The sequence below is a fragment of the Kitasatospora sp. NPDC101801 genome, assembly GCF_044766665.1.
In the GTDB taxonomy this organism is placed as follows: Bacteria; Actinomycetota; Actinomycetes; order Streptomycetales; family Streptomycetaceae; genus Kitasatospora.
In genome coordinates this window covers 890,333-902,295 of the sequence record NZ_JBIWML010000001.1, presented here as the reverse complement: position 1 = coordinate 902,295, position 11,963 = coordinate 890,333, and the positions used below count along the sequence as shown (strand labels likewise).

Annotated in this window: 11 protein-coding genes; 8 read left to right on the top strand and 3 right to left on the bottom strand. The window is 73.1% G+C overall.

What is annotated here, in order from left to right:
* Positions 1–133: 133 nt before the first annotated feature.
* Positions 134–1,243 (bottom strand): polysaccharide deacetylase family protein, encoded by a 1,110-nt coding sequence (locus tag ACIRPK_RS03965; RefSeq protein WP_403032513.1) that lies wholly within the window; start codon positions 1,241–1,243, stop codon positions 134–136.
* Between the two features lie 184 nt (positions 1,244–1,427).
* Positions 1,428–3,239: an AMP-dependent synthetase/ligase gene (locus ACIRPK_RS03960; RefSeq protein WP_403032510.1), complete on the bottom strand. Its 1,812-nt coding sequence runs from the start codon at positions 3,237–3,239 to the stop codon at positions 1,428–1,430.
* A 305-nt stretch (positions 3,240–3,544) separates the two neighbouring features.
* Between ACIRPK_RS03960 and ACIRPK_RS03955 the strand changes: the two genes are divergently transcribed.
* From ACIRPK_RS03955 to ACIRPK_RS03930, 6 genes are all read left to right on the top strand, one after another.
* Positions 3,545–6,253, top strand: coding sequence for a nitrate- and nitrite sensing domain-containing protein (locus ACIRPK_RS03955; RefSeq protein ID WP_403032508.1), 2,709 nt, complete (start codon positions 3,545–3,547; stop codon positions 6,251–6,253).
* Positions 6,250–6,669 carry a roadblock/LC7 domain-containing protein gene (locus tag ACIRPK_RS03950; RefSeq protein ID WP_403032505.1) on the top strand — a complete coding sequence of 140 codons (420 nt, stop codon included), beginning with the start codon at positions 6,250–6,252 and terminating at the stop codon, positions 6,667–6,669. The genes ACIRPK_RS03955 and ACIRPK_RS03950 overlap by 4 nt, the downstream gene beginning before the upstream one ends.
* A 7-nt stretch (positions 6,670–6,676) precedes the next feature.
* Entirely contained in the window at positions 6,677–7,126 is a 450-nt protein-coding gene (locus ACIRPK_RS03945; RefSeq protein ID WP_403032502.1) for a DUF742 domain-containing protein, read from the top strand.
* Positions 7,107–7,706: a GTP-binding protein gene (locus ACIRPK_RS03940; RefSeq protein WP_403032499.1), complete on the top strand. Its 600-nt coding sequence runs from the start codon at positions 7,107–7,109 to the stop codon at positions 7,704–7,706. Before ACIRPK_RS03945 ends, ACIRPK_RS03940 begins: the two co-directional genes overlap by 20 nt.
* A 114-nt stretch (positions 7,707–7,820) precedes the next feature.
* Positions 7,821–7,943, top strand: a complete 123-nt coding sequence (locus tag ACIRPK_RS03935; RefSeq protein ID WP_403032496.1) for a hypothetical protein — start codon at positions 7,821–7,823, stop codon at positions 7,941–7,943.
* Between the two features lie 259 nt (positions 7,944–8,202).
* Positions 8,203–8,862, top strand: a complete 660-nt coding sequence (locus ACIRPK_RS03930) for a winged helix-turn-helix domain-containing protein (protein ID WP_403032494.1) — start codon at positions 8,203–8,205, stop codon at positions 8,860–8,862.
* A gap of 245 nt (positions 8,863–9,107) precedes the next feature.
* Here ACIRPK_RS03930 and ACIRPK_RS03925 read toward each other — a convergent pair whose 3' ends face one another.
* Positions 9,108–10,097, bottom strand: a complete 990-nt coding sequence (locus tag ACIRPK_RS03925; protein WP_403032491.1) for an aldo/keto reductase — start codon at positions 10,095–10,097, stop codon at positions 9,108–9,110.
* Between the two features lie 103 nt (positions 10,098–10,200).
* Between ACIRPK_RS03925 and ACIRPK_RS03920 the strand changes: the two genes are divergently transcribed.
* Both ACIRPK_RS03920 and ACIRPK_RS03915 read left to right on the top strand, forming a co-directional pair.
* Positions 10,201–10,632 carry a group III truncated hemoglobin gene (locus tag ACIRPK_RS03920; protein ID WP_403032488.1) on the top strand — a complete coding sequence of 144 codons (432 nt, stop codon included), beginning with the start codon at positions 10,201–10,203 and terminating at the stop codon, positions 10,630–10,632.
* Between the two features lie 125 nt (positions 10,633–10,757).
* A complete protein-coding gene (locus tag ACIRPK_RS03915; protein ID WP_403032760.1) occupies positions 10,758–11,894 on the top strand; it encodes a serine hydrolase domain-containing protein in 1,137 nt (378 codons plus the stop codon).
* Positions 11,895–11,963: the final 69 nt, after the last annotated feature.

Genomic DNA, 11,963 nt, shown 5'->3' with positions numbered 1-11,963 from the left:
GGTGCCCTCCCGACCCCCCCCCCCGGGGGCCGCCCTGGGGGCCGCCCACCGCCGGCCCTCCCCCGCGGGCTCCCCCCCCCCCGGGGGGGGGCCCCCCGCCCCCCCGGGGGGGGCGGCGCCCACGACCGTTCGCTCAGCCGGTGTAGGTGTGCAGCCCGGCCACCGTCAGTCCGGCGGCGGTGGCGTCGGTGAGGGCCCGCTGGAGGTCCCCGGCCAGGGTGTCGGCGAAGTGGAAGATGATCACGTCACCGGCCTGCAGGCCGCCCCGGTAGCTGGTGGAGGCGCCCCAGCTGTAGTCCGCGGTCGCGGTCAGCACGGTGCGCAGCCCGCAGTTGGCGGCCGCCTGCAGGGTGTCGGCGTTGAACGCGAAGTACGGCGGACGGAAGATCGTCGGGACCGTGCCGTACCGGGCCGCCGCCGCGTCCCTGGAGTCGCAGATCTCGGCCTGCTGCTCGGCGGCGGAGAGCGTGGTGAGGTCGCGGTGCGAGACGCTGTGCGCCTCGACCGAGGAGCCGGGAGCGGCGGTGACCCGCTTGAAGTAGTCGGGCTCGAAGCCGGACGGCATCGGCAGCGGGAAGGCCGTGACCGGCAGCCTGTTGGTCTCGATGAACCGCGCCGCGTCGGCGGTCCGTGCCCAGCCGTCGTCGATGGTGAAGAAGACCACCTTGTCCTGGGTCGGCATGTTCCAGGTGGCCCAGGCCGGGGCCGGGGCCGGGCCGCTCAGCTCGACGTCGTCGGCGGAGAAGGCGCCCTGCTCGTACCAGCCGTGCAGGTAGAGCCGGACGGAGGTGTTGGTCGGGCCGGTGGTGAAGCTGGTGCTGAGCCTGCGCCAGTTCCCGCCGGTGGACTGCACCCAGGACGGGGCCACGTCGTTGCCGGTGCCGGTGGCGCCGAGGAAGACGTAGTCGCCGCGCACCCAGGCCGAGTAGGTGTAGGTGGTGTTGGGCCGGACCGCGAGGGTCTGGGCGCACTCGCCGGTGCTGTGGTCGCCGGCCGGGGTCACGGTGAGGGCCGAGCCGCCGGTGTGCGCGGCGGTGTCGAGCACGGCCTCACCGGTGCCGCAGCGCCAGCCGGGGATCGAACCCCAGTCCGCCAGCGGCAGGGTGGGGATCTCGAAGCCGGGGTTGGTGGCGAGGTTGACGGCCGGGGCGGTCCCGGCGTGCGCGGCGGGAACCGCGGCGCTCAGGACCGTGAGCGCCGTGCCGGCCGCGCAGGCGGCGATACGGCGCAGAGTGGTGGACACGAGTGATCTCCTGTGGGGGAAGAACGCTGCACTCCCCTGAGGGCGGGGACGAATCGGCCCGTCGCACCCGGGCCGGGCCCCGGCCGCCGCTTGTCGCCGCGTCCGGGCCGGGCCATACATTGGACTGGACCAGACGGCCCGTCAAGAGGATTCGCAGATAGCCGAAAGCCTCTCGGAGGTCGGGTCAGCCGCCGTAGAGTTCCTCGATGTCGTCGGCGTAGTGCTGGACGATGGCGCCGCGCCGGAGCTTGAGCGAGGGGGTCAGCAGGCCCTGCTCCGGGCCGAATTCGCGGGGCAGCAGGCGGAAGGCGCGGATCGACTCGGCGCGCGAGACGGTGGTGTTGGCCGCGGCGACGCCGCGCTGGATCTCGGCGTGCAGTGCCTCGTCCGCGAGCGCGGCCCAGGAGTCCAGCTGCGCCCGTCCGTTGGCCTTCAGCCAGTGCGCCAGCGCCTGCGGGTCGAGGGTGATCAGGGCGGCCACGTAGGGGCGGTTGTCGCCGACCACCAGGCACTGGGAGACCAGGGGATGGGCCCGGACCCGCTCCTCCAGCACGGTCGGGGCGAGGTTCTTGCCGCTGCTGGTGACGATCAGCTCCTTCTTCCGCCCGGTGATGGTGAGGTAGCCGTCCTCGTCCAGCTCGCCGAGGTCGCCGGTGGCCAACCAGCCCTCGTGGAAACCGTCCTGGAGCTGGTTCAGGTAGCCCGCGAAGACCGCCGGGCCCCGGACCCACACCTCGCCGTCCGCCCCGATCGCCACCTCGGAGCCCGGCAGCGCCCGGCCGACCGTGCCCGCCTTGGCCCGGCCCGGCGGGTTCGCGGTGACGGCGGCCGAGGTCTCGGTCAGCCCGTAGCCCTCGTACACGGCCAGGCCGGCCCCGGTGAAGAACAGGCTGAGCTCCCGGCCGAGCATCGAGCCGCCGCACATCACCGACCTGGTCCGGCCGCCCAGCACCGCGCGCAGCCGCTGGTACACCAGCCGGTCGTACGCCGCGTGCCGCAGCCGCAGCGAGGCGCTCGGCCCCGGGCCGCGCCCGAACGCGCGCTGCTCCCGGGCGGCCGCCCACTCGATCGCCACCTCGGCCGCCTGGCCGAAGAGTTGCGCCTTGCCGGCCTCCTCGGCGGCCTCCCTGGCGCGCTGGTACACCTTCTCCAGTACGTACGGCACCAGGTGCAGGAAGGTCGGCCGGAAGGTGGCCAGCGCGGGCAGCAGCGAGTCGGTGGTCAGTTCGCCGTGGTGGCCGAGCCGGATGCCGCCGCGGATCGCCGCGATCTGCACCACCCGGCCGTACACGTGCGCCAGCGGCAGCAGCACCAGGCTGGCGGGCTGCCCGCCGCCGGTGTCCCGGACCACCTCGGCCCAGCCGGCGAGCAGGGTGTCCGCCTCGGCGGCCAGGTTGCCGTGGGTGAGCAGGCAGCCCTTGGGGCGCCCGGTGGTGCCCGAGGTGTAGATGACGGTGGCGACCGAGTCGGGCGAGACGCCGAGCCGCTGACGGTGCACCAGCGAGTCCGGCAGGCCCCGGCCGTCCTCGGTCAGCATGGTCACGCAGTCCTGGTCCAGCTGCCAGATCGAGGTCAGCGCGGTGAGCGCGTCGCAGACCGCGCCGACCGTCATGGCGTGGTCCTCGTGCTCCACCACGCAGGCCACCGCCTGGGTCTCGGCCAGGATCCAGCGCACCTGCTCGGCCGCCGAGGTGGGGTAGACCGGGACCGGGATGGCGCCGATCGACCAGAGCGCGTAGTCGAACAGGGTCCACTCGTATCGGGTGCCGGACATCACCGCGACCCGGTCGCCGTACCGGATGCCGTGGCTCAGCAGCCCCTTGGCGAGGCCGAGCACCTCGTCCCGGAACCGGAGTGCCGTCACGTGCCGCCAGCCGTCCTGCTCCCAGCGGTCCAACTGGACCAGGGCCGGGAGCCGTTCGGCGGTGTCGTACACCGAGTCGGCCAGCCCGCCGACGGCCGGGGCCGGCGCGGCCGGGCCGCTGTACTGCCGCACCCGTGGCCCCCCGTTCCCGTCTGCCCGAGCGGATGCCAGCGAAGCTACCCGATCGCAGCAGCGCTGCCCAGGGGTGGTGCGCCGGATCGCCGGATCGGCATGTGCCGGTCAGCCTGGACGGTCGGACAGAACTCCCTTTGCGGGCGATACCGGGAGGATCGTGACGGCTTCCGTCTGACTGTGCATTCGACCCTTCGAACGAGTGGTCATGGAGTAGTAAGCTCACGCAGATCTCGGGCAGAGACGTGTCCGAAACGCACCCGTCGCACCCCCTTGTCCGTGCTCTTCCCCGCACCGAGGACCCCATGCGTCTGCGCAGCAGCTCGATCCGCGCGAAGATGATCGCGCTGCTCATGGTGCCCATCGTCGCGCTCACCGGACTGTGGGTGTACGCCACCATGGTGACCACCGGTGACGTGTGGACCCAACTGGACGTCAGCTCGGCCTACCGCGCCTTCGGCGCGCCGATCGACCAGTACGCCCGGGACCTCCAGAACGAGCGCAAGTTCGCCGTGATCCGGCTGGCCGACCCGGAGGACAGGGACGCCCAGGAGAAGTACCAGCAGAGCAAGGCGGTCACCGACCGCTCGCTGCAACTGCTGCGCTACCAGGCGAACTCCTCCGAGGAGAGCAAGCTGGACGGCGTCCAGCGGCTCCGGCTGGAGGAGGTGCTGGCGGCCGGCGAGGGGATCACCACCATCCGCGGCGAGGTGGACCAGCAGGTGAAGAGCTGGGACAAGGTGATCGACCGTTACGCCGACCTGGTGCAGCCGGTGTTCGCGTTCCGGACCGCCTTCGTCAGCCGGCAGAGCGGTCAGCTGCCCCGGCAGGGGATGGTGCTGACCGAGCTGGTCCGGGCCCGCGAGTACCTCTCGCAGGAGGACGCGGCGCTCCGCGGCCTGCGGCTGACCCTGGACGCGGCCAACCGCCCCGGCTCCCGGAGCCCCAAACCGGACAACGTGATGTACCAGACCGCGCTGGACGCGCTGCACAGTCAGCAGACGCTGTTCAAGGTCTACGTGGCGGAGCTGGAACCGCAGGACCAGGCCGACTACCGGACGGCCCGGACCAGCGACAGCATGTCCACGGTGGCCTGGGCCGAGGTGCAGTTCGAGAGCTTCCAGAACCCGGCCGAGCGGGAGGCCGCACTGCTCCGGATCCCGCTGTCGAACTGGAACAACGGGACCGACCTGGCGCTGGGCGAACTCTCCACCCTGAACACCCGGCTGGCCGGCCAGATCGGCGCGCTGGCGAAGTCCTACGCGGTCAACCAGCTGGTGCGCGGCGGCATCGCGGGCCTGCTCGGCCTGATCGCGGTGGTCGCCTCGGTGATGATCTCGTACCGGATCGGCCGCGCCCTGGCCCGCGAGCTGATCAACTTGCGGAACGCGGCGCTGGACCTCTCCGGTGCCCGGCTGCCCGCCCTGATGCTGCGGCTGCGGCGGGGCGAACCCGTCGACATCGCCGCCGAGTCCCCCGAGCTGGAGTTCGGCCCCGCCGAGATCGGCGAGGTCGGCCGGGCCTTCAACCAGGTGCAGCGGGTGGCGGTCGAGGCGGCGGTCGAGCAGGCCGAGCTGCGCCGGGGCGTCTCGGCGGTCTTCGTCAACCTGGCCCGGCGCAGCCAGGTGCTGCTGCACCGTCAGCTCACCCTGCTGGACACCATGGAGCGGCGCACCGAGGACCCGGCCGAGCTGGAGGACCTGTTCAAGCTCGACCACCTGACCACCCGGATGCGGCGGCACGCCGAGGGCCTGATCATCCTGTCCGGCGGTTCGCCGGGCCGGGCCTGGCGCAAGCCGGTCCGGATGGTCGACGTGGTGCGGGCTGCCGTCGGTGAGGTGGAGGACTACGCCCGGGTGATAGTCCGCCCGTTCCCCGGCACCGGTCTGCTGGGCAGCGCGGTCGCCGACGTCACCCACCTGATCGCCGAACTGGTGGAGAACGCCGCGGTCTACTCGCCGCCGCAGGCCCAGGTCACCGTGCAGGGCGAGGTGGTCGCGCACGGCTTCTCGCTGGAGATCGACGACCGCGGCCTCGGGCTGAGCGAGCAGGCGCTCGCCGACATCAACCAACGCCTCGCGGTGGAGCAGGAGTTCGACCTCGCGGACACCGACCGGCTGGGCCTGTTCGTGGTCAGCCGGCTGGCCCGGCGGCACGGCATCCGGGTCCACCTGCGGCCCTCCCCGTACGGCGGCACGGCGGCCATCGTGCTGATCCCGCGCGAGCTGCTGGCCGAGGCCCCCGACCTGCTGGAGGCACCGGCCGGAGCCCGGCCGGCCGTGGTCCCGCCGACCGGGACCGGTCGGGCCGACCTGGTGGCCGTCCCGGCGCTCGGCACGGACGAGGCGGAGGGCCGGACCGGCGACGGCGGCACCGGCGGGCACCGGCGTGGCGAGAGCGCACCGGTGGGCGCAGACGAGCCGGTCCGGGCCGCCGGACGCCCGGTCGGCGGCCCGCGCCCCTCGGCCGCCGAACCCGCCCGTACGCCGGGCGGGCTGCCGCGCCGCCGGTCCGTCGGCGGGCCGACCCTGGTGCCCGCCGGGTACTCCGGGACGGGACGGCACCGCCGGGCGGACAGCCCGCCGGAGGAGGGGCCGGCCCCGGCCCCGGTCACCGCGCCGGCCGGCGGGCTGCTGCCGCGCCGGGTCCGGCAGGCCAACCTGGCCCCGCAGTTGAGGAGCGCCGAGCCGGCCGACACCGGCTCCGAGAGCAGCCGGGACCGGTCGCCGGAGGAGGCCAGGTCGGCCTTCTCCTCCTTCCAGCGCGGTTTCCAGCGCGGCCGGGGGGACCGGATCCAGCCCGCCTCGCTCACCGTGGTCCCGGACCCGCCCGCGCCCGCCGTCCCCGCCCCGGCCCCGCCGGCGCCCCGCCGCCGGGCCGCGCTCCCGGCGGCACCCCGGCCGCAGGCCCTGTCGGCCGGGCCGGCCAGACCCGTGACACCCGCTCAACCCCAGGCACCCGCACGACCCGTGACACCTGCTCAGCCTGCACCAACGGAAGGAACCGAATCATGACCGCAACGGCACAGCCGTCAGGAGACCTCAACTGGCTGCTGGACGATCTGGTGGGACGGGTCGCGGCGCTGCGGCACGCGGTCATCCTCTCCAGTGACGGTCTGGCCACCGGTGCCTCGCAGGGTCTGGAGCGCGAGGACGCCGAGCACCTGGCCGCCGTCGCGGCCGGTTTCCACAGCCTGGCCAAGGGGGCCGGCCGGCACTTCCAGGTCGGCGGGGTCCGGCAGACCATGGTCGAGCTGGACGACGCGTTCCTGTTCATCACCGCTGCGGGCGACGGCAGTTGCCTGGCGGTGCTGAGCGAGGCCGAGTCCGACGTCGGCCAGATCGCCTACGAGATGGCCCTGCTGGTCAAGCGGGTGGGCGAGCACCTGTCCGCCGAGCCGCGTACCGAGTCCGTTCCGCCGGGGAGATGACCGAACGATGACCGTCGAGAACGCCGCACCGGGGTCGAGCAGGACCGAGGAACCGCCGCAGCCGGCCTTTCCCGCCCGCCCGCCCGTCGAGGACCAGTGGTTCGACGACGACGCGGGGCCGATGGTGCGGCTGTTCTCGATGACCAGGGGCCGGACCAGGCCGGTCGAGGAGGGCATGTTCGACCTGATCTCGCTGGTCACCGCCGTGCACCCGGACGAGACCGAGGAGCCCGACCTCGACCTCGAGCACCGGTCCATCCTCGCCCTCTGTCGTCACGAACCGCTCAGTGTCGCCGAGTTGGGCTCGTACACCGATCTGCCGGTGAGCGTGGTGCGGGTGCTGCTCGGCGACCTGCTGCACGCGGAACTGATTGCCGTCACCCGACCCGTTCCGCTCGCCCAACTACCGGACGAGCGCCTGCTGCGAGACGTGATCAATGGCCTTCGCGCACTCTGACACCCGACCCGGCCAGGCTTCGCCCTGGAGCGCGGTGGCCCTCAAGATCCTGGTCGCCGGCGGCTTCGGTGCGGGCAAGACCACGCTGGTGGGCGCGGTCAGCGAGATCCGTCCGCTGCGCACCGAGGAGCAACTCACCTCGGCGGGGCAGCAGGTGGACGACACCTCCGGGGTGGAGGCCAAGCGGACCACCACGGTGGCGATGGACTTCGGCCGGATCGACCTGCGCCCGGGCCTGGCGCTCTACCTGTTCGGCACCCCAGGGCAGGACCGGTTCTGGTTCGCCTGGGACGAGCTGGCGGCGGGCGCACTCGGCGCGGTGGTGCTGGCGGACACCCGCCGACTCGCCGACTGCTTCCCCTCGGTGGACTTCTTCGAGCGGCGCGGCATCCCGTTCGTGGTGGCGGTGAACTGCTTCGAGGGCACCGAGGTCTACGCCCCCGGCGACGTCCGCGACGCGCTCGACCTCGACCCCGGGGTGCCGGTGCTGCTGTGTGACGCACGCCGCAGGGAGGACGGCAAGGAGCTGCTGATCAGGCTCGCCGAACACGCGCTGGAGCGGCAGGGTTTCACTCTCTGAGACACCGTCTCGCTCTGTGGACGGTTTTCGTGCATCCGGCTTGCCGCCGGGGCCCAGGTCGTGGAACGCTCATGCCGACAGTTCATCGCAGCGTCCGGGGGGAGGTACCACAGCATGACCGCAGCAGCAGCCCGTCCGAGGCTCCGCCCGACGGTCCAGTCCGTCCCGGTGACACCGGTCCTGACCATGCGCCGGTACATCGACCAGGCGCTCTGCTCCAGCGCCTGCTGTCGCTGACCCCGGGTCCGACCCGCACTCCTGCCGTCCTCGGTGACGCGACGGTTCCGCTGCCTCCGGCCACTTTCTTTCGCCGGGCAACGAACCACCGGACGTGGACTCCTCCCACGCCCCGCCCGTCGCACCGACCGCAGCAGCCGTGCCCCGGCCCGCCCGGCGCGTCCCGCCCCACCGGCTGACCACCCGTCAGCACCGGTGCCCGGCCCAGGTCGACGCGCAGACGACACCCACCATCCGTCACGCGCGAAAGAGCGGCATCATGTCTTCCTCCTCCACCGCCACCCTGTCCCTCCCCTCCGCCACCCCGCACCTGCGAGCGGTCCGGTCGGTCACCGCCCCCGCCGAGCGTCGGCACCTCGGCGCCGCCCCCGTCGTCGCCCCCACCGTCCCGGTCACCCCGCAGGCGCTGTTCGGGACGCTCCCCGAGGGCGCCACGGTGGTCGCCGCCCTGCCCCAGTCCGCCATCCCGCAGGGCCTGTTGGCGCAGTACGGCGCACAGTTCGGCAGCACCGAGGCGGGCAGCGGCCCGCTGGTCGGCTACCTGGTCCTGGTCCCCGCCACCGAGGTGCCGGCCGTGGCGCCGGTCGCCCCCGCCGTCGCGGCGGTCCGGACGGCGGGGAAGCCGTCGGCCCGCGGCATCAGCGTCGACACCGAGCGCCGCAGCGCCCACGTCGACGGCAAGCCGCTCGACCTCACCTACCTCGAGTTCGAGCTGCTCGCCCACCTCACCGAGCACCCCCAGCGCGTCCACACCCGCGACCACCTGGTCTCCGCCGTCTGGGGCTACGGCCACGTCGGCGACGGCCGCACGGTCGACGTCCACGTCGCCCGGCTCCGCCGCAAGCTCGGCGCGGCCTACCGCGACAGCATCGTCACGGTCCGCCGCGTCGGCTACAAGTACACCCCGGTCAACTCGTAAGACCTTGGCACACGTTGCGGCTCTGCTCTTGGCAGGTGCTTCGGAAGGGTCAGGGGCTCGGGGAACTGCGACGCCGGCCTCGTTCAACGTGGTCGTCGCGTAGGTGGTCAGGCACTTTCGCAGTGACCCGCACACCAGATCTCCTCGCAGTTCCCCGAGCCCCTGGACCGTAGACCCCGAGCGCCTGCCTACAGCGCAGCCCCGAGCCCCTGGCGCCGTGGGCGGCTGAGCACCGGGCTGAGCCCCTAGCGGCTGAGGGCGTCGATCTCGCTGAGCTCCTCGGCCGTGAGCGGGCCTGCCGCGAGGGCGTCGAGGTTCTGGTCCAGCTGGGCCACGCTGCTGGCGCCGATGATGACCGAGACCACCCGGTCGTCGCGGAGCACCCAGCTCAGGGCCAGCTGGGCCAGGCTCTGGCCACGCCGCTCGGCGACCTTGGCGAGCGCCCGCAGCTGGTCCAGCTTGGCCCCGGTGAGCGCCTCCTCCTTGAGGAAGTGGCCGACCGACATCCGGGAGCCGACCGGCACGTCGCCGGAGAGGTAGCGGTCGGTCAGCAGGCCCTGGGCCAGCGGGGAGTACGCGATCAGGCTGGTCCGGGTGTCGCCCACCGCGTCCAGCACGGCGTCCTCGACGCCCCGGTCCAGGATCGAGTAGCGGGACTGGTTGAGCAGCACCGGCGTGCCCAGCTCGCGCAGGATCGCCACCGCCTCGCGGTGCTGCTCCGCCGGGTAGTTGGAGATCGCCGCGTACAGCGCCCGTCCCGACTTCACGGCGGTGTCGAGCGCCCCCATGGTCTCCTCCAGGGGAGTCTCGGGGTCGTAGCGGTGCGAGTAGAAGACGTCGACGTAGTCCAGGCCCATCCGGTCGAGCGACTGGTCCAGGCTGGCGAGCAGGTACTTCCGGCTGCCGCCGTCGCCGTACGGGCCCGGCCACATGTCGTACCCGGCCTTGGAGGCGATGAACAGCTCGTCCCGGTACGGGCGGAAGTCCTGCGCGTACAGCGTGCCGAAGTTCTTCTCGGCGCTGCCGTACGGCGGGCCGTAGTTGTTGGCCAGGTCGAAGTGGGTGACGCCGCGGTCGAAGGCCCGGCGCAGCACCGCGCGCTGCACCTCCAACGGCTGGGTGTCACCGAAGTTGTGCCAGAGGCCGAGCGAGACGGCGGGCAGCAGCACTCCGCTGCGTCCGGCCTTCCGGTAGGTCATGGTGGAGTAACGGTCATCGGCGGCGAGGTACGTCATGGCAGCATCCTGCCAGCTTCCCGCCCCGTGGGGACCAACGACCCTGCCGTCCCGGTGCGCCGGGTTCTAGGCTGGCGACCGACCCAGGGAGAGGAGCCCCCGGATGTCCGTCCGCCCCGACATCGCCGACCGGGCCGACCTCGAGGTGCTGCTGCGCCGGTTCTACGGTGCGGCCTTCGCCGACCCGGTGATCGGCCCGTTCTTCGCCGGCACCGAGCTGGAGCGGCACCTGCCGCACATCGCGGACTTCTGGGAGCGGGCGCTGCTGCGGTCCGCCGAGTACCGCCGCGACCTGTTCGCCCCGCACGCCGCGCTGCACGCCCGACAGCCGCTCACCGCCCGGCACTTCGGCCGCTGGTTGCAGCTCTGGACGGCCACCGTGGACGGCCTGCACAGCGGCCCGCTGGCCGAGCGGGCCAAGAGCCAGGGCGAACGGATCTCGCTGACCCTGCTCCGCCGGCTTTCCGACGGCGCGACCGGCGGCGGCACCGGCGGCTTCGTCCCGCTCTCGGCCGTCCTGCTGCGCAGCGGCTGACCCCGAAGGCTCCCCCGGTCGGGGGAGGCCATCGGCGAGCCACCCGACGACACTGGCCGCATCGTGACCGGGGAGCGTCCCAGGTCACCCGGTGCTTTCCCAGGAGTTGACTCGTGCGCGAGCAGATGTGGCAGCGAATTCCTTCCGGTCGGCGAGTGGCGTGGTCGGCCGTGGCGGCGGCGCTGGTCGCCGGACTGCTGACGGTGGGCGCCGCCCCGGCGCCGTCCGCCGCGGCCGGGCCGGACGGTGTCCAGCAGGGGTTGAACGCGCTGGTGCGCCCCGGTGGTGTGCCCGCCGCCCTGGCGAGCGTCCAGGACCGGACGGGCCGGACCCGCACCTACACGGCCGGGGTCGGTGACCTGTCCACCGGCGGGAAGGTGCCGAACGACGGCCAGGTGCGGATCGGCAGCAACACCAAGACCTTCACCGCCGTCGTGGTGCTGCAACTGGTCGGGGAGGGGAAGGTCGCCCTGGACGAGCCGGTCGAGACCTATCTGCCGGGTCTGGTCCGCGGGGACGGGATCGACGGGAACCGGATCAAGGTCCGTGAGCTCCTCCAGCACACCAGCGGGATTCCGGACTACGAGGGCCTGATCGAGGAAGCCGTCCTGCGGGACCGGTACTTCGAGCCCCGCGAGCTGCTGGACCTGGCGCTCCGGCACAAGGCCGAATTCGCCCCGGGGAAGGGATTCCGCTACAGCAGCACGAACTACGTGCTGGCCGGCCTGCTCGTCCAGCGGGTCACCGGCCGCCCGCTCCCCGAGGAGATCGACCGCCGCATCCTCAAGCCGCTCGGACTGCGCCACACCTCCTTCCCGGCCGCCGGGGACCGGACCATCCGGGAGGCCCACCCCAAGGGCTACCGCAGGGATGCCGCGGACGGGCAGCTGCGCGACTTCACCGAGCTGGACCCCTCCGCGGGCTGGGCGGCGGGGCAGATGATCTCCACCAACACCGAGGTCAACCGGTTCTTCACCGCCCTGCTGGCCGGCCGTCTGCTGCCGGCGGCCCAACTCGCCGAGATGCGCACCACCGTGCCGATCGGGGACACCGGCGCCGGCTACGGGTTGGGGATCATCAGCAGGCCGCTGCCCTGCGGCGGTGTCTACTGGGGCCACGGCGGTGACATCGCGGGCTTCGAGAGCCGGGGCGGCGTCACCGAGGACGGCCGTGCCGCCAACGTCACGGTGACCACCGTCCCGGCCGACGAGGCGGGCACGATGCAGGTCGAGAGCGTGGTCGAAGCGGCGCTCTGCCGCTGAACCGGGACCCGATCCGCCGGCCGCCCGGCCGAACCCGCACTTGGAGTCCGCTTGGAGCTCCCGGGAGCG